This is a genomic window from Microbacterium sp. BDGP8 (assembly GCF_029991045.1).
GTDB classification, from domain to species: Bacteria; Actinomycetota; Actinomycetes; order Actinomycetales; family Microbacteriaceae; genus Microbacterium; species Microbacterium plantarum.
On sequence record NZ_CP120712.1, the window covers coordinates 2,825,803 to 2,846,295 of the forward strand.

General features: G+C 69.9%; 19 protein-coding genes. 9 read left to right on the forward strand and 10 right to left on the reverse strand.

Translation table 11 applies throughout. From position 1 onward, the window contains the following. Positions 1–51: 51 nt before the first annotated feature. Both P6897_RS13625 and P6897_RS13630 read right to left on the reverse strand, forming a co-directional pair. Entirely contained in the window at positions 52–222 is a 171-nt protein-coding gene (locus P6897_RS13625) for a CsbD family protein (RefSeq protein ID WP_094260399.1), read from the reverse strand. Between the two features lie 139 nt (positions 223–361). Further along, positions 362–721: a linear amide C-N hydrolase gene (locus P6897_RS13630; protein WP_282501481.1), complete on the reverse strand. Its 360-nt coding sequence runs from the start codon at positions 719–721 to the stop codon at positions 362–364. A 504-nt stretch (positions 722–1,225) separates the two neighbouring features. Here P6897_RS13630 and P6897_RS13635 point away from each other — a divergent pair. The 8 genes from P6897_RS13635 to P6897_RS13670 all read left to right on the forward strand — a co-directional run bounded on the left by P6897_RS13635 (position 1,226) and on the right by P6897_RS13670 (position 11,973). Continuing rightward, positions 1,226–2,206 carry an ABC transporter substrate-binding protein gene (locus P6897_RS13635; protein WP_114587640.1) on the forward strand — a complete coding sequence of 327 codons (981 nt, stop codon included), beginning with the start codon at positions 1,226–1,228 and terminating at the stop codon, positions 2,204–2,206. A gap of 92 nt (positions 2,207–2,298) precedes the next feature. After that, entirely contained in the window at positions 2,299–3,816 is a 1,518-nt protein-coding gene (locus tag P6897_RS13640) for a sugar ABC transporter ATP-binding protein (RefSeq protein WP_240309640.1), read from the forward strand. After that, positions 3,813–4,856, forward strand: a complete 1,044-nt coding sequence (locus P6897_RS13645; RefSeq protein WP_112617864.1) for an ABC transporter permease — start codon at positions 3,813–3,815, stop codon at positions 4,854–4,856. The genes P6897_RS13640 and P6897_RS13645 overlap by 4 nt, the downstream gene beginning before the upstream one ends. Continuing rightward, positions 4,853–5,872, forward strand: a complete 1,020-nt coding sequence (locus P6897_RS13650; RefSeq protein WP_274179375.1) for a sugar ABC transporter permease YjfF — start codon at positions 4,853–4,855, stop codon at positions 5,870–5,872. The genes P6897_RS13645 and P6897_RS13650 overlap by 4 nt, the downstream gene beginning before the upstream one ends. A gap of 55 nt (positions 5,873–5,927) precedes the next feature. Beyond that, complete coding sequence (locus P6897_RS13655; protein WP_282501484.1) at positions 5,928–7,463, forward strand: sugar ABC transporter ATP-binding protein; 1,536 nt, start codon at positions 5,928–5,930, stop codon at positions 7,461–7,463. Continuing rightward, complete coding sequence (locus P6897_RS13660; RefSeq protein ID WP_114587642.1) at positions 7,456–8,469, forward strand: LacI family DNA-binding transcriptional regulator; 1,014 nt, start codon at positions 7,456–7,458, stop codon at positions 8,467–8,469. The genes P6897_RS13655 and P6897_RS13660 overlap by 8 nt, the downstream gene beginning before the upstream one ends. A gap of 47 nt (positions 8,470–8,516) precedes the next feature. After that, entirely contained in the window at positions 8,517–9,407 is an 891-nt protein-coding gene (locus P6897_RS13665; RefSeq protein WP_282501485.1) for a hypothetical protein, read from the forward strand. A gap of 55 nt (positions 9,408–9,462) precedes the next feature. Further along, positions 9,463–11,973 (forward strand): DUF2156 domain-containing protein, encoded by a 2,511-nt coding sequence (locus P6897_RS13670; RefSeq protein WP_282501486.1) that lies wholly within the window; start codon positions 9,463–9,465, stop codon positions 11,971–11,973. Positions 11,974–11,980: 7 nt separating this feature from the next. Here P6897_RS13670 and P6897_RS13675 read toward each other — a convergent pair whose 3' ends face one another. The 4 genes from P6897_RS13675 to P6897_RS13690 all read right to left on the reverse strand — a co-directional run bounded on the left by P6897_RS13675 (position 11,981) and on the right by P6897_RS13690 (position 15,503). Beyond that, complete coding sequence (locus P6897_RS13675) at positions 11,981–13,285, reverse strand: alpha/beta hydrolase-fold protein (RefSeq protein WP_282501487.1); 1,305 nt, start codon at positions 13,283–13,285, stop codon at positions 11,981–11,983. A gap of 152 nt (positions 13,286–13,437) precedes the next feature. Then, positions 13,438–13,953, reverse strand: coding sequence for an ASCH domain-containing protein (locus P6897_RS13680; protein WP_282501488.1), 516 nt, complete (start codon positions 13,951–13,953; stop codon positions 13,438–13,440). A gap of 25 nt (positions 13,954–13,978) precedes the next feature. Next, a complete protein-coding gene (locus tag P6897_RS13685; protein WP_282501489.1) occupies positions 13,979–15,001 on the reverse strand; it encodes an SDR family oxidoreductase in 1,023 nt (340 codons plus the stop codon). A 133-nt stretch (positions 15,002–15,134) separates the two neighbouring features. Further along, positions 15,135–15,503, reverse strand: a complete 369-nt coding sequence (locus P6897_RS13690; RefSeq protein ID WP_112617855.1) for a hypothetical protein — start codon at positions 15,501–15,503, stop codon at positions 15,135–15,137. Between the two features lie 163 nt (positions 15,504–15,666). Between P6897_RS13690 and P6897_RS13695 the strand changes: the two genes are divergently transcribed. After that, entirely contained in the window at positions 15,667–16,053 is a 387-nt protein-coding gene (locus P6897_RS13695) for a hypothetical protein (protein ID WP_282501490.1), read from the forward strand. On the opposite strand, the gene P6897_RS13700 is transcribed toward P6897_RS13695, so the two are convergent. The 4 genes from P6897_RS13700 to P6897_RS13715 all read right to left on the reverse strand — a co-directional run bounded on the left by P6897_RS13700 (position 15,987) and on the right by P6897_RS13715 (position 20,046). Beyond that, a complete protein-coding gene (locus P6897_RS13700; RefSeq protein ID WP_282501491.1) occupies positions 15,987–17,537 on the reverse strand; it encodes a UDP-N-acetylmuramoyl-L-alanyl-D-glutamate--2,6-diaminopimelate ligase in 1,551 nt (516 codons plus the stop codon). The genes P6897_RS13695 and P6897_RS13700 overlap by 67 nt on opposite strands. A 118-nt stretch (positions 17,538–17,655) precedes the next feature. Then, the gene (locus tag P6897_RS13705) at positions 17,656–17,952 is read right to left on the reverse strand and encodes an ATP-dependent DNA ligase (protein ID WP_112617853.1); all 297 of its coding nucleotides are present in this window, start codon (positions 17,950–17,952) and stop codon (positions 17,656–17,658) included. 52 nt (positions 17,953–18,004) lie between these two features. Beyond that, entirely contained in the window at positions 18,005–18,325 is a 321-nt protein-coding gene (locus P6897_RS13710; protein ID WP_282501492.1) for a helix-turn-helix transcriptional regulator, read from the reverse strand. Positions 18,326–18,702: 377 nt separating this feature from the next. Next, complete coding sequence (locus tag P6897_RS13715; RefSeq protein WP_282501493.1) at positions 18,703–20,046, reverse strand: HNH endonuclease signature motif containing protein; 1,344 nt, start codon at positions 20,044–20,046, stop codon at positions 18,703–18,705. Positions 20,047–20,493 lie beyond the last annotated feature (447 nt).

Genomic DNA, 20,493 nt, shown 5'->3' on the forward strand with positions numbered 1-20,493 from the left:
GCAGAGCGCCCCGGGTCGCGGGGACCCGGGGCGCTCGCGTGAGGGAGCGTCTTACTTGAAGGCGTCCTTGACGTTCTCGCCGGCCTTCTTGACGTTGGCAGCGGTCTGGTCCTTGTGACCTTCGGCTTCGAGACGCTCGTTGTCGGTCGCCTTGCCGGTGGCCTCCTTGGCCTTGCCGGCGACGTCCTGAGCTGCGTTCTTGATCTTGTCGTCGAGTCCCATATCGGCCCCTTCCGTCGATCTGCGTCCGGGTCTGATCCCCGGATGCCGGGACGGTTCATCCCGGTCATCACACGTTAGGTCGACCGGTTCCGCCCGCGCACCCGCTCGCGTTCACGGCGCGAATGCGATATGAACGCCGTCAGTTCTGCATGTTGATCTGCTGGCCGGTCACCAGCGGGTAGTGCACGAGAGCATCGGCGTCGAGGTCTTCCCGGTGCATGTCGACACGCGTGAAGGCGGCCTTGACGAACCGCGAGGACGACGAGAGATCGCCGGGGAGCCCGATCGTCCCCATGCCGCGGCTGTAGCGATCCAGCGGCAGCTCCGGCGAGACGCGCAGACCCTCCCGAACGCTCTCGACCGTGATCGAACGCGAGCGGTCGGCGATGATCCAGTGCAGCGGCGACGCGGGGAAGGCCTCGCTGAACGAGACGTCGACGATCGTGACGCCAGCCAGGGCGGCCTCGACCTCGTCGACGGTCTCGAATCGTCCGAGCACCCAGGGGATGAACTCGCGATCGTCGCGATGCCGATGATCGCGTGATGCGTCTCGAGCGGGTCGACCCGGCGGAACCGGAAAGGGAAGTTCCGCGGGGTCACGACCACTCCCTCGTGATACGAGAACTCGAGGTCGAGATTCCGGCCGAAGTAGTGATCGCGGGTGGTGCAACTGACTCCTGTGCACACGGTGCCGCCTCCTGTCGTGACGGGCCGCCCCTCGGCCCTGGCCCAGCCCTATCCCGATCCGCGCGACGCTCGCTAGGGCACTTGACACCGGCATCGCCGCTCGGTGCAGTCATGGCCCACCGCTCTTGTGAGCGCTCACCTCGATGAAACGGATCACCGAGGCGACCTATGGCAAAGAACCCCTGGCGTTGCGCATTCGTGACCCGAGACGCTCTTGACAGCACCCGTGTTGTGAGCGCTAACATTCGAGCGTCCCCGAGAGGTGACACGCATCAGAGATCCGGCGACGCCGCCGGACGAAACGAGGAGGTTTCCGATGTCCCAGGTGAAGTCCGTCGTCACCGCGATCGCCATGCTCGGCGTCGTTGCGCTCAGCGCCACGGCGTGCGCGAGCTCCAGCTCCCCCGGTGCGTCCGGCGGCGACGACGTCATCACGGTCGGGTTCGCCCAGACCGGCTCCGAGAGCGGATGGCGCAGCGCCAACACCGAGTCGATCAAGGAGGCGTTCTCGGCTGAGAACGGCTTCGACCTGATCTTCAACGCCGCCGACAACAAGCCCGAGGCGCAGATCGCCGCGGTGCGCAGCTTCATCAACCAGGGCGTCGACGCGATCGTCCTGGCCCCCATCGTCAGCGACGGCTGGGACGACGTGCTGAAGGAGGCGAAGGATGCCGGCATCCCCGTCATCCTCGAAGACCGCACGGTCTCGGCATCCGAGGACCTCTACGCCAGCTGGATCGGGCTCGACTTCGAGCAGGAGGGCAAGACCGCCGGCGAGTGGGTCGCCGAGAACTTCGGCTCGAAGCCGACGAACATGGTGATCCTGGAGGGGACGACCGGATCGTCCGCCGCCACCGACCGGCAGACCGGCTTCGACGCCGCCGTGGCCGGCACCGACATCACGGTGCTGGACTCGCAGACCGGCAACTTCACCCGCGCCGAGGGCAAGACCGTGATGGAGGGCTTCCTGCAGAAGTTCGGCTCCGAGATCAACGTGCTCTTCGCTCACAACGACGACATGGGTCTCGGTGCCCTCGACGCCATCAAGGCGGCCGGCATGAAGCCGGGCACCGACATCCAGATCGTGACGATCGATGCGGTCAAGGACGGCATGACCGCTCTCGCGAACGGCGAGTTCAACTTCATCGTCGAGTGCAACCCGCTGCTCGGCGAGAAGACGGCCGAGGTCGTGAAGTCCGTCGTCGCGGGCGAGTCGGTCGACAAGACCTACATCGTCGAGGACCAGAGCTTTACGCAGGAGCAGGCGAAGGAAGTCCTGGACAGCCGCCCCTACTGATCCGACACCGGGTGGCGGCCGGCGGGGGCCGGCCGCCACCCCTTCCAGAAAGCGGGTCGATGATGACCACGGAACGCCCCGTCGCAGTCGCCATGCGCGGAATCACCATCCAGTTCCCCGGCGTGAAGGCACTCGATGCCGTCGATCTCACGCTCTACGGCGGCGAGATCCACTCCCTCATGGGAGAGAACGGCGCCGGCAAGTCCACGCTCATCAAGGCACTCACGGGCGTCTACGCGATCGACAGCGGCAGCATCGTCGTCGACGGACGCGAGCGCTCGTTCCGCAGCACCGCCGACGCGCAGGCCGCGGGGATCTCGACGGTCTATCAAGAGGTGAACCTCTGCGCCAACCTCTCGGTCGCCGAGAACGTGATGCTCGGCAACGAGGTGCGCCGCGCCGGACGCATCGACTGGCGCGCAACGCACGAGGCGGCCGCCGGACATCTCGCGGAGCTCGGTCTCGACGTCGACACCCACTCCGTGCTGGCCAGCCACTCGATCGCGGTGCAGCAGCTCGTCGCGATCAGCCGGTCGATGGTCATCGACACGCGGGTCCTCATCCTGGACGAGCCCACGTCGAGCCTCGACCGCGGCGAGGTCGAGCAGCTTTTCGCCGTCATGCGGCGCCTCCGCGACCGCGGCGTCGCCATCCTGTTCGTCTCGCACTTCCTCGACCAGATCTACGAGATCTCCGACCGTCTCACGGTGCTCCGCAACGGCGGGCTCGTCGGGGAGTACCCCATCGCCGAGCTCGGACGCGAGGCCCTCGTGGCGCGCATGATCGGACGCGAGCTGAGCGCCCTCGACGCCCTGTCGTCGACCGCTGAACGCGAGATCGACCGCGACGCCGTCCCGGTTCTGCGTGCCCGCGGCGTCGGACGCCGCGGCGTCATCGAGGCGTCCGATCTCGATGTGCACCGCGGAGAGGTCGTCGGGATCGCGGGCCTGCTCGGCTCGGGCCGCACCGAACTGGCGCGCCTGCTCGCCGGCGCAGATCGATCGGATGCCGGCTCCGTCGAGGTCGACGGCGTCCCGACCCGTCTGACCACCCCGCGTCACGCACTCGATCACGGCATCGCGTTCTCCTCGGAGGACCGCCGATCCGAGGGCATCATCGCGGACCTCACCGTCGCCGAGAACATCGTGCTCGGCGTGCAGGCGCGACGCGGTGCGCTGCGCCGGGTCCCGCAGAGCGAACGCGACGCACTCGTGGCCGAGTACCTCGAGGCCCTCGGCGTCCGCCCAGCCGACCCGAACGCCCTCGTGCGCAACCTCTCGGGAGGCAACCAGCAGAAGGTGCTGCTGGCGCGATGGCTGGCCACCGCGCCCGAACTGCTCATCCTCGACGAGCCCACCCGCGGGATCGACGTCGGCGCCAAGGCCGACATCCAGCGCAAGGTCGCCGAACTCGCGGCTCAGGGCCTCGCCGTCGTCTTCATCTCGTCGGAGCTCGAGGAGGTGCTGCGCATCGCGCAACGCGTCGCCGTTCTGCGCGATCGCCGCAAGATCGGCGAACTCATGACCCAGGATGTGGACGTCGACACACTGGTCGCCTTCATCGCCGAAGGCGACGCCGAGAACCCCTCGGATAAGGAGAAGATCGCGTGAAGAAGCTCATCACGCACCGGCTCGTCTGGCCGGCGCTCGCCCTCGTGGCCCTGATCGCGGTGAACACCGTGTCACGGCCCTCGTTCCTCAGCGTGACGGTGCAGAACGGTCAGCTGTACGGCTCGCTCATCGACATCCTCCGCAACAGCGCTCCGCTCATGCTCGTCGCCCTCGGGATGACGCTCGTGATCGCCACCCGCGGGATCGACCTGTCCGTGGGCGCGATCATGGCCGTGTCGGGCGCCGTCGCCCTCACGATCATCGAGGCATCGCCCGAGCCGGGGAATCTCGGCGTCGTCGCGATCGCGATCGCGGCGGGTGTCGGCACCTCTCTCGTCCTGGGCGCGTGGAACGGTTTCCTGGTCGCGGTGCTCGGCATCCAGCCGATCATCGCCACGCTCGTCCTCATGCTCGCCGGACGCGGTGTCGCTCTGCTCATCACGCGCGGATTCATCACGACGATCAACAGCGAGCCGTACCAGTTCATGGCGCAGGGATACGTGTTCGGCCTGCCCTTCGCCCTGTGCGTCTCGGTCGCCGCGATCATCGTCGTCGCCGTCGTCCAGCGGCGCACCGCCCTCGGGATGCTGACCGAGGCCGTCGGCATCAACCCCGAAGCGAGCCGCCTGGCGGGCGTCCGCTCGCGCGGGATCATCTGGGGCACCTACATCGCCAGCGGCACCCTCGCGGGTATCGCGGGCATTCTCTACAGCTCGAACATCATGGCCGCCGATGCGAACGCGGCGGGGATGTACATCGAGCTCGACGCGATCCTCGCCGTCGTGCTCGGCGGCACGTCGCTCGCGGGCGGCAAGTTCAGCATCGCCGGAACCGTCATCGGCGTCTTCACGATCCAGACCCTCAAGACCACGATCACCTTCCTCGGGGTCCCGCCCGCCGTGAGCCCGGTGTTCATGGCCGGCGCCGTGCTGGTGGTCGTCCTGCTGCAGTCGCGCCGTGTGCGCGGCTGGTTCACCTCCGGTGCCCGCCCCGCGGCCCGCGCCGTCTCCGCCCGCTCCGACGCGAAGGTGCTGTCATGACATCGCTCACCGCTGCCCCCCGCGCGCACGAGCGCGCCCTGACCCCGTGGCGCCGCTTCCTCAGCCGCCACATCGCCCTCGTGCCGGTGTTCGCCGCCGCCGTGATCCTCGTCGTGATGATCGCGGGCGCCATGATCAACTTCCCGAACTTCCAGCTGCCCCGCATCCTGTCGTCGATCCTGCTCGACAACGCCTACCTCCTGGTGCTCGCTGTCGGCATGACCTTCGTGATCCTCACCGGCGGCATCGATCTGTCGGTCGGCGCCGTGATGGCTTTCACCGGCATCCTGTGCGCGAGGCTGCTGTCGGAGGGAGTGCCCGTCGCCGTCGCAGTGCCGGCGATGATCGTGATCGGCGGCGCGATCGGCCTGCTGATCGGCGTGCTGGTGCAGTTCTTCGACGTCCAGCCCTTCATCGCCTCGCTCATCGGGATGTTCCTCGCGCGCGGCCTCGCCTTCGTGGTCAGCCTGGAGTCGATCAAGGTCGCCGACGAGGGCCTGCTGTGGCTGCAGTCGACCCGCCTCTCGGTCGGCGGCTGGTACATCACCCCCACCGGCATCCTGGCCCTGCTCACGGTCGTGCTGGCCGCGCTCGTGCTGCGCTACACGCGCTTCGGTCGCACCGTGTACGCGATCGGCGGCAGCGAGCAGTCGGCGCGCCTCATGGGCCTGCCGGTCGTGCGCACCCGCCTGCTGGTGTACGTCATCAGCGGCGTGTGCGCGGGGATCGCGGGCATCGTGCTCACGGCCTACTCCGGCGCGGGCTATCCCCTCAACGGCGTCGGCACCGAGCTCGACACGATCGCCGCGGTCGTGATCGGCGGCACCCTCCTCACGGGAGGCAGCGGGTTCGTCGTCGGGTCGCTCATCGGCGTCTTCGTCTACGGGCTCATCCGCACGATCATCTCGTTCCTGGGCGCCGAGCAGTCGTGGACGCGGATCACGGTGGGCGCGCTGCTGCTCGTGTTCGTCGTGGTGCAGCGGGTGATCGTCAGCCGATCCGCGACGCGGCGGTGACGGCCCGCCGCGCCGCGGCAGCGCGGCGGGGCATCGGGGCGGCATGATGGTGCGCATGGATCCCGAGGCGGCGCCGACGCTCGAGGTGCGCGGCGCCGACGTGCGCTTCGGCCCCGAGCAGGCGCTCGCGAACGTCGATCTGCGGCTGTTCGCGGGCGAGGTGCACTCGCTGATGGGCGAGAACGGCGCCGGGAAGTCGACGCTCATCAAGGCGATCACCGGCGCGCTCCGCCTGGACGCCGGCGAGATCCTGCTCGACGGCGCACCGGTGCACCTCGCTCGCCCCGCGGACGCGCTCGCGGCGGGCATCTCGACCGTCTACCAGGAGATCGACCTGCTGCCGAACCTCACGGTCGCCGAGAACATCTCGCTCGGACGCGAGCCCCGTCGGTTCGGGCTGATCGACCATGCCGAGATGCGGCGCCGCGCCGCTTCGGCGCTCGAATCCCTCGGGGTCTCGATCGACCCGGGTTCGCTGCTGTCGTCGCACTCGCTCGCCGTGCAGCAGCTGGTGGCAATCGCGCGCGCGGTCTCGGGATCGAACCTGCGGGTGCTCGTGCTCGACGAGCCGACCTCGAGCCTCGACGCCGACGAGGTCGCCGAGCTGTTCCGCGTCGTCCGCGAGCTGACCGCCCGCGGGATCGCGGTGCTGTTCGTGTCTCACTTCCTCGACCAGGTCTACGAGTTGTGCGACCGGGTCACCGTGCTGCGCGGCGGCCGCTTCGTCGGCGAGTACTCCACCACCGAGCTCCTGCGCGTCGAGCTCGTCGAGAAGATGCTCGGCGACTCCGCAGCCCGCCTCGCCGCGATCGACGACGACATCGCGCCGCTGAGCGACGGGCCGGTCGTGCTGTCGGTCCGGGGAGCACGGTCGAGCCGCACGCGACATGCGTTCGACCTCGAGCTCGCCGAGGGCGAAGTCATCGGGTTCGCCGGCCTGCTGGGTTCCGGACGCACGGAGTTCGCCCGCGCGCTGACGGGCGTGGACGGCCTCGACGAGGGCACGGTGCTCCTCGACGGCACCCCGCTCGGGGGCCACGGCCCGCGGTCGGCGATCGGGCGGGGTGTCGTCTACTCGTCGGAGAACCGCCGCACCGACGGTGTGCTGGGCGACCTCAGCGTGCTCGAGAACATCACGCTCGCCCTGCAGGCGCAGCGCGGCATCCTGCGCCCCGTGGGCGCCGCCCGCGCGCGCGAGCTCGCCCGCAGCTGGATCGAGGCCCTCAACATCCGACCCGCCGACATCGACCGCCCGGTCCGGGAGCTCTCCGGCGGCAACCAGCAGAAGGTCCTGCTCGCGCGGCTGCTGGCCCTGTCTCCCCGCGTGGTCGTGCTCGACGAGCCTACGCGGGGCATCGACGTGGGCGCGAAGGCCGAGGTGCAGCGCCTGGTCGGAGAGCTCGCCGACAACGGCGTCTCGGTGGTCTACATCTCGGCCGAGCTCGACGAGGTGCTGCGGGTCTCGCACACCATCGCGGTCGTCCGCGACGGCCGCATCGCCCACGTCGTACCGGCCGCGGATCTCAGCTCCGACCTGCTGATCGCCCTCGTGGCGCGCGCCGACGACAAGACCGAAGAGGCCGATGACTGACGCGCGCACGCCCCGGGCAGCGAACATCTTCGACGTCGCGAGACTCGCCGGCGTCTCTCACCAGACGGTGTCGCGGGTGCTCAACGACATGCCGAACGTCCGGCCCGCCACACGCGAGCGGGTCGAGAAGGCGATCGCGCAGCTGCGCTACAGCCCCTCCCCCGCGGCGCGGGCGCTCGTGACCCGCCGCACCCGGACCATCGGTCTGATCACGCCGGGGACGGTGCAGTTCGGGCCGACCTCGGTCGCGACCCACTTCAACTTCGCGGCGCGCTCGGAACGCTACAACGTCGACGCGATCAGCTCACCGGAGAGCGACGTCGCCGCCGTGCGGTCGGCGATCGACGGCCTGCTGCGCCAGCGTGTCGACGCGATCGTCCTCATCGTGGTCGACCTCGACGTGCTCGCGGCCATCCAGGGGCTCGAGCTCGACATCCCGCTGGTCGCCGTCGCCGCCACCAGCCGGCCGCATCCGCAGCTCGTGTCGATCGACCAGTACCGGGGGGCGCGGAGCGCCGTGCGCCACCTCGCCGAGAGCGGTCACCGCCGCATCCACCACATCGCGGGCCCCGCCCGCAATCCCGACGCCGCCGAGCGCGTGCGCGGGTGGCGCGACGAGCTCGTCGCGAGGCGGCTCGACATCCCGCCGCTCACCTACGGCGACTGGTCGGCTGCGAGCGGGTTCGGCATCGCGATCGAGAGCGACATCGCCGCGGGTGACGGCATCTTCGTGGGCAACGACCACATGGCGATCGGAGTACTGTCGGCGCTGCGCGAACGCGGTCTGCGGGTGCCCGAGGACGTCGGCATCGTCGGATTCGACAACGTGCCCGAAGCGGCGTTCCTCCATCCCGCGCTCACGACGGTCGAGCAGGACTTCCCGGCGCTGGGGGCCCTGATCATGCAGAAGGTCCTGCTCGTGGTGGAGCAGCCCGATGTCGTCACCGAGGCCACCCCGCTGCCGACCCGCCTCATCGTCCGGCAGTCGTCGGTGTCGGACGGCTGAGCGCCGCTCCCAGCGTTCTCGTGACCCGGTGCGGCACGATCGTTCCCATGGCCTCTCGATCCCGGATGCGGCGGCGCCGTCGCCGGATCGGGATCGCGGCCGTGCTCGTTCTCGTCCCCGTGCTGCTCGTCACCGTCATCGTCGCGATCGGGGTGACGGCGTCGAATCTCTCGGCGCTTCCCGGCGCGCAGCCGCAGCCGGCCGAGGAGCCGCGGGCGCTCCCGCCGAACGTCGGTGACATCGATCCCGGGAACCTCATCGACGACGCGCTCTTCTTCGACCGCGACGCGCTCTCCGCCGCCGAGATCCAGGCGTTCCTCGACGATCGGATCGGAGAGTGCGCCAATGACGCGTGCCTGAACGTCGCCACCGCGGGGATCTCGTCGCGTGAGGCTCGGGTCTCGCAACGCACCGGCGACGTCATCTGCCGCGCGATCGAGGGGGGCGAGCTGCCGGTCGCGGAGATCATCCACCGGGTGCAGGAGGCCTGCGGGATCTCGGCCCGCGTCATCCTCGTCACCCTGCAGAAGGAGCAGTCGCTGGTCGAGGGCCGCGCCGCCCGGGCGCCCACGGAGGGACGGTTGCGGGCGGCGATGGGGGCGAGTTGTCCCGACACCGCTCCCTGCGACCCGGAGTACGAAGGCGTGGGCGCGCAGATCGTCGCGGGGGCGACCGACCTGGCCTCGTACCGCGCATCAAGCTTCATGCGCCAGCCCGGCACGCACTTCATCGCCTTCCACCCCGACCCCGCCTGCGGGGGAACGGATGTCGCGATCGAGAACGACGCGACGGCGGCGCTGTACAACTACACGCCCTATCAGCCCGACCCGGCGGCGATGTCGGCGGGGTGGGGCTCGGGCGGCCCGTGCTCGTCGTACGGCAACCGCAACTTCGCTTACTACTTCGCGCTGTGGTTCGGCTCTGCTCGAGCCGGATGAGCGTGAGCTGTGCGTGGAGTCTGCGCCCACAGGCGGAGCCACTATCGTGCGTCAGGTGACGTCACCCCTGCGCGACCTGCGTACCTTCGCCACGAGCGCGCGCTCGTGGTCGCGCCATCGACCGGTGACGCTGCTGATCGCGGCCTTGACGATCGGACTCAGCGTCGCGGGGATGATCTTCCAGCCGATCGACTGGGGCTTCATCCCGGTCGACGACGCCGACCCGGCGGGCACCGCGGTGCGTCACTGGTGGAGCTCGCTCACCTCGCTCTTCGTCGTGGAGACGGCGCCGGCGCTCGTCGCGTTCGTCGTCCTCGTGATCCTCGTCGTCGGCGCGGCGGAGCGCGCGATGGGAAGCCTGCGGACCGCGATCGCGTACGTCGTCGGCGGGGTCGCGGCGTCGTTCCTCGGGTTCGCGATCGATCTGTTCGAGCAGACCTACCTCGCCGGCATCCCGTTGAACGCACCCGCCGTCGACGTCTTCTCCCCCACCGCCCCGCTGCTGGCGACGGCGATGGCGGCGAGCGCCTTCTTCGGGACGATCTGGCGCCGCCGCACGAGACTGCTGGCGCTCTTCTCCGCCATCACGCTCTACCTCTACTCCGGCGGCGCGAACGATCTGTTCTCGCTCCTCGCGGTTCCCGTCGGCTTCGCGCTCGGCTTCGCACTGGGGGGCCGCGTCCGCGGCTTCCGGCTGGTGCGCAGCTCGTACTACGAGAAGCGCGTCCTGCTGGCCGCCATCGTCGCGATCACCGCGATCGGCCCGGTCGTGGCGACCGCGTCGGGCTCGGGCGCCGGGCTGCTGTCGATCTACGGGTACCTCTCCATCGATCCGCTGAGCGTGGTGGACGGTCAGGTGTGCGCCTTCGGTTCGCCCGGCGCGCCCTGCCCCGACGACTTCTCCTCGATCGCCGATCTGCAGGGCTGGTCGAGTGTCGTGGCGCTGCTGCCGCTGATCGTCCTGCTGCTCGCGGCCTGGGGCATCCGGGGCGGGCGGCGCATCGCGCTCGCGGTCGCGGTCGCCATCAATCTCGCGATCTTCGCGGGGATGGTCTACACCTTCCTCGTGATCGAGCCCGACACGGTCGCCGCGATCGGCGCCGCCGTCGACCCCGAGACCGCCGACTTCGTCTGGCAGACGCTCACGGGCGTCATCGTCGGGGCGATCGTGCCGCTGGCCGTGGCGGTCGTACTGATCGCGTTCCGCGGGGCGGCGCGCGTCTCGACGGCCGCGGCGGCCAAGCGCACGTTCGCCCTCACCGTGGCGATCGGCACCGCCCTGACGCTCGCTGCCTCCTTCGCCGGGACGCTCCTCCTCGCCGACGGTTTCCGTCCGGGGATCGACGCCGTGATGGTGCTGCGGGCGCTCCCGCTGCGCCTCGTGCCGCCGACCCTCATCCCCTCCGACATCGTCGAGTTCGTGCCCGAATCGGCCGCCGCGCAGGCACTGTGGTACCTGCCGTCGCTGGTGTTCTGGATGCTGCTGATCGTGGCGGTCGCTCGGGTGCTCCTGAATCCGCGCACCGTGCTCGACGCACCCGACCGCCTGCGCGCCCGGGGCGTGCTCGAGCGGGGCGGGGGCGACACGCTGTCGTTCATGTCGACCTGGCGCGGCAACTCGTACTGGTTCGCTCCCGACGCTGACGCTGCGATCGCCTACCGCGTGCGCGGCACCATCGCGGTGACCCTCGGCGGCCCCTTCGGCCCCGATCACGACCGCCCCGACGTCGTGTCGAACTTCGTGGAGTTCTGCGGAGCCCACGGCTGGACGGCGGTGTTCTACAGCGTCGACGCACGCGAGGGCAGCATCTTCGATCATCTCGGCTGGCAGCGGATGCCGGTGGCCGAGGAAGCCGTGCTCCACCTGCCCGACTGGAACACGGCTGGTAAGAAGCGCCAGGACATCCGCACCGCCACCAACCGCGCATCCCGCTCGGGCATCACCGCGGTGTGGACCTCATGGCGCGAGCTCAGCGCGGGCCAGCACGCCCAGATCCGCGAGATCTCCGAGGGCTGGGTCGCCGACCGGTCGCTGCCCGAGATGGAGTTCACCCTCGGCGGCGTCGACGAGCTCGACGACCCGGCGGTGCGCATCATGATGGCGGTCCACGAGAGCGGCCGGATCGAAGCGGTCACGAGCTGGCTGCCGATGTTCGAGCACGGCACGGTGACCGGATACACCCTCGACTTCATGCGCCGGCGGGGCGATGCGATGAACGGGATCATGGAGTTCGTGATCGGCGCCGCCGCCGACCGGATGAAGGGCGACGGGCTGACGCTCCTCAGCCTGTCGGGGTCGCCGCTCGCCTCGACGCAGCTCGGTGACGACGCCGCCCGCACCAATGTCGCGCGACTGCTCGACCTGCTGGGCGGGCTGCTCGAGCCGGCCTACGGGTTCCGGTCGCTGCTGAACTTCAAGCGCAAGTTCCAGCCCGAGTTCGTGCCGCTGTGGGCCGTGTACCCCGACCCGGCGATGCTCCCCGCGCTGGGGGTCGCGCTCACCCGCTGCTACCTGCCCACGCTGACCCTGTCGCAGGCGGTGCGCATGGCGGGCGCGCTGCGCTAGCGGCGGCTCAGCGGCCCAGACCCCAGTGGTCCGCGATGACGGTCAGCCCCTGCTGGAAGATGTACGACCATGACGTCGCGTCGTGGGCGCTCCCCTGGGCCTCGACGTAGGTGGCATCCATTCCGGCGGCCTGCGCCGCCTGGTAGATCCGCTGCACACCCGGGAGGAAGCCGGCGTCATTGCTGCCCACGCCGAACACCGCGGTCATATCGCGATAAGGGGCGTGAGCGGCCATGATCGCGGCGGGCTTGGCCGCCTCGTACGCGGCCCGGTCGCCGCCGAAGCCCTGCGCGATCGTCGTCGCCTCGTCGCCGAGCGAGGGGAACTCCTCACCCGAGGCGTCGAGGATCGCGCTGAAGAGCTCGGGGTGGGCGGACCCGAGCTGGATCGAGCACGTACCGCCCTGCGAGAGCCCGCCGATCCCCCAGAAGTCGGGCGCGTCGAGGACCGGCAGGTTGGCCTTGATCCACGTCGGCACATCGACGGTGAGGTAGGTGGCGGACTTCCCGAGCGGCGAGTCGATGCACATCGGGTTGGCGTCGGGTGAGCCCAGCTGGTCGGGCGAGACGACGATCGGCGCGAGGCCGTCGTGAGCCGCGGCGTAGGCGTCGAGCGATTGCTGCAGGTGCGCCGCGATCAGCGGGTCCTGGGGCTGCCCCGGCTGCCCCGAGAGCACGATGAGCACCGGCAGCAGCGGCGGGTTGTCGGTGAGCGCTGCGGGCGGGCGATAGACCACGGCCGGGCGGGCAGGAAACCCAGAGGCCGTGGCGGGGATCGTGACCGTGCCGACCTCGCCCGTCGACGGCATCCCGTCGGGGGCGGTCCAGCCCGCGATCGTCGGGCGGTCGGCTCCGCCGTCGAGCGACGGCAGATCGGCGGCGCCGAACGCGGGCAGTCCGAGCGCGGTGCGCACGGTCGGGTACTGGCCGAACGCGATGTTCACGCCCATGGCCGCGGTAGCTGCGAAGAGCACGATCGCGATCGGCGCGGCGACGGCACGTCGCCAGGTCGGCCGCCACAGCGAGGCGAGGGCGACTCCGATGGCGGCGAATCCGAGTGCGACCCACATCCGTGAATCGGCGGTGAGGACGACGCCGAACAGGTTGTAGTGATCCGCCAGCAGCCACGTCAGCGCCATCCCGAACAGACCCGCGGCGACGGCCGCCGCCGCAGCGGTCAGCGTCCACCGGCGACGCTGCCAGCGCCGGCTGGGTCGCAGCACGACGAGCGACACGAACGCGAGGCCGGCGAGGATGCACGTGATCACGACGGCCGGTCCGGAGAGGATGTTGATGTCGAGCAGCCAGTTCACATCGACCTCCCGAGGGTCGCGTCGAGCCGGGATGGCGCGGCGGGCTCACCGACCCGTCCACAGCGTAAACCGGACCGCGTGCTCGACCCCGCGCGCGGTCCGGTTTTCGCGGCGGTTTCATCAGGTCGGGGACGGCCGCGACGCGGTCGGGCTCAGTCGGCGTGCTCGGGCGGCCAGACGACCGAGAACCGCTCGAAGACGATGTCCTCGTCCTCCGACCACTCCGCCCCGCGGGCGGCGGCGACGCGCGTCCAGTAGCGCCGGTGCTCGCGCTGCCAGCTCTCGAGCGACAGGTCGTCCTCGCCCTCGTCGGCGGCGAACTCGGCATCCGCGCTCGTGAACGGCCCCAGGCGCAGTTCGGTCGTGCGGATGATGATGCGCGGAGCGCCGGTGCTGTCGCAGGCGATCCAGTGCGATCCGATCCGCGGGATCAGATCGCCGCGGGCGACGAAATCGGCGACGAGCTCGGCGGTGGCACGCTTGCCGCCGGCGAGAACGATGCCGAGCAGCTCATCTGCCAGGCGCACGTTGTCGCCGAAGTGCTCGACGGTGTACTCGGGTGCAGCGAGCACGGCCTCGGGGTGCGCCGTCCGGTACTGCTCCCACATCTCGGCCGCGGCGGCTTCGTCGAGGGGCAGGGCGCGGGATGATCCGCTGTATTCGCTCATCCCTCGATCCTCGCACCCGCCCGTCTCAGCGCCGCCGCGCCACCGCCCTCGCGCCGGCGATCAGGCCGACGAGCGCCGCCGACGCCGCGGCCGACGCCGCGGTGTACAGCGGGGCCCGGTGCCGGATGGCCCAGGTCTGCACGCTCCCGCCCCGCGCGCGGTCGTCGAACGCACCATGGGCGCCGTGGTCGCCCGGCACCGGCTCGTACAGGTTCGGAGCCGTCCCGGACGCAGCCGATCCCGGCGCGAACTGACCCTCCCAGGCGTTCTTCGCGAGGTACCAGTCGAGGAAGCGCCCGGCGACGCGAGTGCCGAGGATGAGGCCGACGGTCGATTCCCCCACCCACGTGCGCCGGCGCGGCTTGTCGGCGACGTCGGCGACGGCTCGGGCACCGACCTCGGGCTGGAAGATGGGCGGCACCGGCTGCGGATGCTGCGAGAAGTTCGACTTCACCCATCCGAACTGCGTCGTGTTGAGGGCGGGCATGTCGACGATCGAGACGGCCACGCGGCTCTTCTCGTGTGTGAGCTCGGAGACGACGGAATCGGTGAAGCCGTGGATCGCGTGCTTCGCGCCGCAGTAGGCCGCCTGCAGCGGGATGCCGCGGTGGGCGAGCGCCGACCCGATCTGGATGATGTGTCCGTGGCCCCGGTCGCGCATCCGCCGGAGCGCCGCGCGGGTGCCGTTGACGGTGCCGAGGTAGGTGACAGCCGTGGCGCGGTCGAAGTCGTCGGCCGAGGTGTCGAGGAAGGTCGCGATCGCCCCCGACATGACGTTGTTGACCCACAGGTCGATCGGGCCGAGGGCGCCCTCGACATCGGCGGCGGCCCGGTCGACGGCGTCCGCATCGGCCACGTCGACCGACACCGCGTGCGCGCGCCGGCCCGCCGCCTCGATGTCGGCGACAGCGCCGTCGAGGCCGTCACGTCCGCGCGCGAGGACCGCGACGTCCCAGCCGCGGTGCGCGAGCTCACGGACGATGGCTCGACCGAGGCCCGCGCTTCCCCCGGTGACGACGGCGACTCCGCGCCCGCTCGCTGCAGCCATGACGATCTCCTTCCACCGAGGCATCCACGGTGGAAGCTCGCGATCGCGACCATTGTCGGCACGCGAGCGCGCGGGAACGCACCTGTTGCCAGGCAGGGTGCGATGGTCTAGGGAAAGGTCTCGGCGTGCGCGATCAGCGCATGCCCGACATCCGGTCCCACTCGATCGACTTGAACTGCAGGAACGTGCACAGGTTGCCGGCGAAGGCGACCTCGGCGGCAAGACCGGCCATCTGATAGGGCGTCAGGGTGAGGTCGTCGGACCGCGCGGTGAGGGTCGCCTCCCACTCGGGGTCGTCGATCGCCCGCGGCTGCATGTAGACGTCGGCGGGCGCATTCTCGAGGTGCACGATGACGAGTCCGGTGTCGAGCCCGTCCGACCCGTCCTGGATGGCGACCTTGACCGAGACGCCGGGAACTTTCCCCTGTTCGAGGAACTCGGCGACCCATTCCTCCAGGAGGGTCTTGGTCCGCACGGGGACCCGCGGGATGTCATCGCTCATCACGTGGGATTTTGTCATATATCGAACGAGATCGCCCGTCATTTCGGGTTGGATACGACGATGAATCGAACTACCCGTCGCATCCGGGTCTGCCCGGGATTCTCCCGGCCGAGGAGGTGTTACGCTCGGGCGGTTTGACGAGCGCCGACGGCCGGGAGAGAACGTGCCTTTTCACAGCAAGCAGACCCTCGAGCACTGGGTCGCTGAGTTCATCGACGCTCGCGGCGCCGGCGAAGAGGTGCGCGTGGCGGTGCAGGACGGTTCCGACGGGGCCGACACGGGCCTCGTCCTCGTCCCGCTCACGAACGCGCCGAACGCCGTGTACATCGAGCCGCGGCCGGCGGGCGACGACCTCGACTGGTGCGTCTCCATCGAGGGCGCGCCCGACACTCTCGTCCTGACCAGTCACGAGCTCAACGCACTGACTCACGAGCTCCAGATCGCTGCAGAGCTCTGCGCCTTCCTGCAGGAGAAGTCACTCGGTCATTTCGAGCCGTCGGAGAGCACCGCGGAGAACGACGCGGGCGAGCCCTCGACCCTCGGCAACTGAGAGTCGCCGCTTCCGGCGGCGTGCTTCTCGCGCCATTCCCGGAGGGCGGCCGTGGCGATCGACACATCGTCGGAGGCGACGGCGTCGTCGCCGATGATCTGCACCGACTCGTGGCCCTTGCCGGCGATGAGGACGATGTCGTCGGGACCGGCGGGGGCGACGGCCATCGTGATCGCGGCCGCTCGATCGCGGATGACGCGGACGTTCTCGACCGAGCGGAAACCGGCCAGGATGTCGGCCACGATCGCGTCGCCGTCTTCGTGATGCAGATCGTCGTCGGTGACGATGATCGTCTGTGCGAGCTCTTCGGCGATCACGGCCATCTCGGGTCGCTTGCCACGGTCGCGGTCGCCGGTGCAGCCGAACACGACGGTCAGCTGGCCGGCGCCGCCTGACAGGGCGATGAGGGCCTGCCGCAGGGCGTCGGGCGTGTGGGCGTAGTCGACGACGACCTGCGGGCCGGCGCCGGGCGACACGACCTGCATGCGTCCGGGTACCCGGCGGATCTCCCCCACTGCCCGCGCGATGGCGCCGGGGGCGACGCCCTGTGCGCGGAGGATGCCCGCCGTCATCGCGAGGTTGTCGATGTTGAACCGGCCGATGAGGGGTGATGCTACCTCGAAGCGGTCGTCCTGGATCGCGAGAGTGAAGTCGGCGCCGTCAGCGCGCATCCGGATGTCGTCGGCGCGGACCGTCGCCGCCGCTGCGCCGGACGTCGAGACGGTGACGTCGTCGAGTCCCGCGGGGAGCGCGATGCCCGCGACATAGGGGTCGTCGATGTTCCGCACCGCGGCGCGCACACCCGGAAGGCGGAAGACGCCCTGCTTCGCCTGGCCGTACGCTTCCATCGACTCGTGGTAGTCGAGGTGGTCGCGGGTGAGGTTCGTGAACGCGGCGATGTCGAAGTGGCATCCCTCGACCCTTCCCTGCGTGAGGGCGTGCGAGCTCAGCTCGATCGCGACCACGTCGGCGCCGGCCCGCCGGATGTCGGCGAGGAGCTCGTGCATGTCGACCACCGACGGGGTTGTGAGCGACGTCTTCGCCAGAGCGCCGAACAGGCCGGCTCCGAGTGTGCCGATGGTGGCGGCGCGGCGTCCGAGGAGCTCCCAGCTCTGCGCGAGGAGCTGCACCGTCGAGGTCTTGCCGTTCGTGCCGGTCACGCCCACCAATGTCATGTCGGCCGACGGACGACCGGTGTACTGGTCGGCCAGCCGCCCGATCACGGCGGCCAGGTTCGGGATGCCGCGCACCCGCGCATCGACGTGCGTGACGCTCGCGTCGGTCAGGACGAGAGCCGCGTCGCGCTCGAGCGCCTGCGTGATGTGCTCGCGGACCCGTTCGTCTCGGCCGAGCGCGACGAAGACGTCGCCGGCTTGCACGGTGCGGCTGTCGCCGCGCAGGCGACCGCCGGGTACGTTCCCCCCGGCGACCCCCGTCGCCCACCAATCAGGGTCGAGTTTCCGACCCTCCCCAGCGTCTTGCATGTACCGCCCCATCGATCTCTGACTCGACAGTTCCATGAACGGGCGGTCACCCGCGGGAAGAACACGTCGGAGCCTGAGATTGGCACCGTAACGTAAGCGCCGCTTAAGACGGAGAACGTCAGCTCTGGGGCTCGGGCACCATCCGCAGACCGTCGGCGCTGTTGGCCGATTCCATGAGGGCGTCGATCCATTTCGGGTTGATCTGCGGCTGGCGGCTGCCGGCGAACTGGAACTGGACCGAGATCGTGGGGTGCAGCCAGAAATCGCGACGGCTCGTGCCGTGCGGCGAGGTCGTCTCGAACATCAGCGGTTCGCCGCGCCGCAGCTTCGTCATCAGGACCAGCCGGAGATGCGCGAGCGCACGGTCGTCGATCTCGACGAAGTTGGCCGCGTTGTCGTAGAAGAATCTGCCCACCGGCACAGCCTAGGCGGCTGCGGGCAACGCGGGGCCGGGGCGTATCATCCGCTCACAGATAGAAGCCGTGACGCTCGAGCACGACGACGGCCTCATCGCGCGTCGATACGCCGAGCTTGGCGAACAGCGACCGCATCTGCGACTTGATCGTGTTGATGGAGACCGTGAACTCCCCGGCGATCTCGCCATAGGTCTTGCCGCCTCGCATCACCGAGGCGACGGATCGCTCGCGGGGTGTCAGGGCAGGCAGCGCCTGTGACGCGCGTGGTTCCCGCCGGTGGAATTCCTCCGTCGCGTCGGCAACCGCGGCGGCGAGGTCGGGACGGCGCTCGCGGAGGCGGTCTCGTAGCGGGGCCAGTTTCTCTCGCGGCACGCTGATGAATGGCGCGATGACGTCGCCGGCGTGATGAGCCAGGCGGACGCCGAGCCGATCCTTGCGCGAGGGTCGCCTCGGCGGGGTCGCCGCGGAGGACGAGCGCGATCGCTTCCGCCGTGGCTGCGGCATGCTGCGCGTACGGTCGCGTCGAGAGTTCCGGCTCCCAGCAGGGTGTCGGCGACGGCGAGGGCCTCGAGGAGTACAGCCCAGCGTCACGCGGACGTCCGGCCACCGCGTAGGTCTCGGCCACCGCAGCGAACAGCGACCCCAGCGAGTCGAGCCCGAGCACACGCGATGCGCTCATGGAGGGGATGCCCGAAGCCCGAATCGTGACGCGACTTCCCAACATTCGTGCGCGGAGTCCGGGGGCAGGCTCAGAACGGTGGCGGTTCGTCCGGCGGCGGTCCGCCGGGTGCGGCATCCGGTGGCGGATCCGCGGTGTCTATCGTGAAGCACACCGCCGGTATGGGGACGTCTTCGCGGTAGACCCGGCCGAGGGGTGAGGTCCATTCGAGAACTCCTCCGCCGACCTGTCGGACTTCCCATTTCGTGAATTGCTTCATGGAGTGGTGTCGTTGGCAGAGGTGGGCGAGGTTGAAGATGTGGGTGTGCCCGCCGAGGGCGTAGTCGATCGTGTGGTCGATCTCGCAGCGGATCGCGGCCCGGCGGCATCCGGGGAATCGGCAGTGCTGATCCCGTGCCATCAGGAGCTTCTTCATCGAAGCCGTGGGTCGGTAGGTGTCGATCTCCATCGGGGTTCGGGTGACCGGGTCGATGAACAACCGGTCCCACTCGCTGACCTGCCCGGCGAGCTCGCGCGCCGTATCGGCATCGATCGGCGCAGCGCCCACCGCTTCGGCGGGGTTCTCGTCACGCCCCATCAGCGTCTCGGCGGTGACGGCGACCTGCACGCGTGCCCGGATCGCCCCCAGCCCACCGGCCCGATCGATCCCATACGTCGGGTCCACCACCGGCGCCCCGCCGAGGACGAGGTCGCCCAGAATGTCTGCGCGGAGCTGATCCATCGTCCGCGTGTCGGCGGCATCACTCTCCGCCCGGGCATCCTTCACCGACTGTCCCATCTGGGTGAGTCGGTCGAGCATCCCGGCGGCGATGACCGTCGGGAGGTTGGCGACGAGGTTCGACATCCCGTCCGTGCCGTGGAAGACCCGCACGCACCGCTCCGCCGCCGCGGCCTTGTGTCGCTCGGTGAAGTTCTGTGTATGCAACCGGGCCGCCAATGCATCCAACGCTGCCCGCACCCGGGAGGGCACATCCCGCTCACACACCGCGATCGCCGCCTCCGCGAACGAATCGCGCACCTCGGCGGGCACCCTCGCGCCGACCCGCACGACCACATCCACGTGGCCACGTTCGATCCGCCGCTGGGCCCACGCCTCGAACACGGCCGGGTAGTCATCGATGACGGTCATCGCGTGGTCGATCTCACCCTGCAGGCGCCGGTCGGTGAGTCGCGCCATCCCGGCGGCTTCGGCTGCGACCGAACGCAGCTCCATGTCCGACGCCATACCTCGTACCCCGTCGCGACGCGCCTCACGCAGAGCCGACCTGCCCAGCTCCGCCAACGCCCGCATTCGCGCGACATCCCCGACATGAAAGAGGTCGAGGGCCTCAGCGAACCCCGCGAAAGCCGCGGCGTGCGACGACCCACCCGAGGCGCCTTCGCCTCCGAGCCTGCGACCGCTGTTCGATGTCATGTTCCCATTGTCGCAGCGGGTTACGACATTCGGGTCGAACTTATCTTCGATGCGAGAACGCGGTTCGCTCGACCGATTGGGGAGGAATCGACGAAACCACGATCCAGCATCCCCGAGCCAGGCCATCAGTCTCGGTCCGAATCTCATCCGACGAGGCTCCCCCCGCAACTTTTTCGGGTTTCCGCGTCACGATCCGTCGCCTCGAGCGTCCCATCAACATGCACCCTGCGATGAACGCCCGTCCGGCCCCCTCGGAATCGGGCACCCGGACCCGCACTTCCCTTCGGCGCGACCGGCCGCGCGCCGGAGCCCGCACCCGCAGCCGCGACCGCGACCGCGAGCCTCACCCCCGCGTCCGCCGAGCCGCCCACCCGGGTCGGCACGATCAGGTTCCGCTCCCGCGCGGTGGCCGCTCGGTCGCACGCGGGCACGAGGTCAGCAGGCCGC

What these genes read in the sequence shown, in the direction of transcription:
- P6897_RS13700 (WP_282501491.1), bottom strand. Translation starts at nt 17,537, where the DNA reads ATGCAAGACGCTGGGGAGGGTCGGAAACTCGACCCTGATTGGTGGGCG.
- P6897_RS13665 (WP_282501485.1), top strand. Translation starts at nt 8,517, where the DNA reads ATGGCCTCTCGATCCCGGATGCGGCGGCGCCGTCGCCGGATCGGGATC.
- P6897_RS13680 (WP_282501488.1), bottom strand. Translation starts at nt 13,953, where the DNA reads ATGAGCGAATACAGCGGATCATCCCGCGCCCTGCCCCTCGACGAAGCC.
- P6897_RS13690 (WP_112617855.1), bottom strand. Translation starts at nt 15,503, where the DNA reads ATGAGCGATGACATCCCGCGGGTCCCCGTGCGGACCAAGACCCTCCTG.
- P6897_RS13625 (WP_094260399.1), bottom strand. Translation starts at nt 222, where the DNA reads ATGGGACTCGACGACAAGATCAAGAACGCAGCTCAGGACGTCGCCGGC.
- P6897_RS13655 (WP_282501484.1), top strand. Translation starts at nt 5,928, where the DNA reads ATGGATCCCGAGGCGGCGCCGACGCTCGAGGTGCGCGGCGCCGACGTG.
- P6897_RS13685 (WP_282501489.1), bottom strand. Translation starts at nt 15,001, where the DNA reads ATGGCTGCAGCGAGCGGGCGCGGAGTCGCCGTCGTCACCGGGGGAAGC.
- P6897_RS13715 (WP_282501493.1), bottom strand. Translation starts at nt 20,046, where the DNA reads ATGACATCGAACAGCGGTCGCAGGCTCGGAGGCGAAGGCGCCTCGGGT.
- P6897_RS13650 (WP_274179375.1), top strand. Translation starts at nt 4,853, where the DNA reads ATGACATCGCTCACCGCTGCCCCCCGCGCGCACGAGCGCGCCCTGACC.
- P6897_RS13635 (WP_114587640.1), top strand. Translation starts at nt 1,226, where the DNA reads ATGTCCCAGGTGAAGTCCGTCGTCACCGCGATCGCCATGCTCGGCGTC.
- P6897_RS13640 (WP_240309640.1), top strand. Translation starts at nt 2,299, where the DNA reads ATGCGCGGAATCACCATCCAGTTCCCCGGCGTGAAGGCACTCGATGCC.
- P6897_RS13660 (WP_114587642.1), top strand. Translation starts at nt 7,456, where the DNA reads ATGACTGACGCGCGCACGCCCCGGGCAGCGAACATCTTCGACGTCGCG.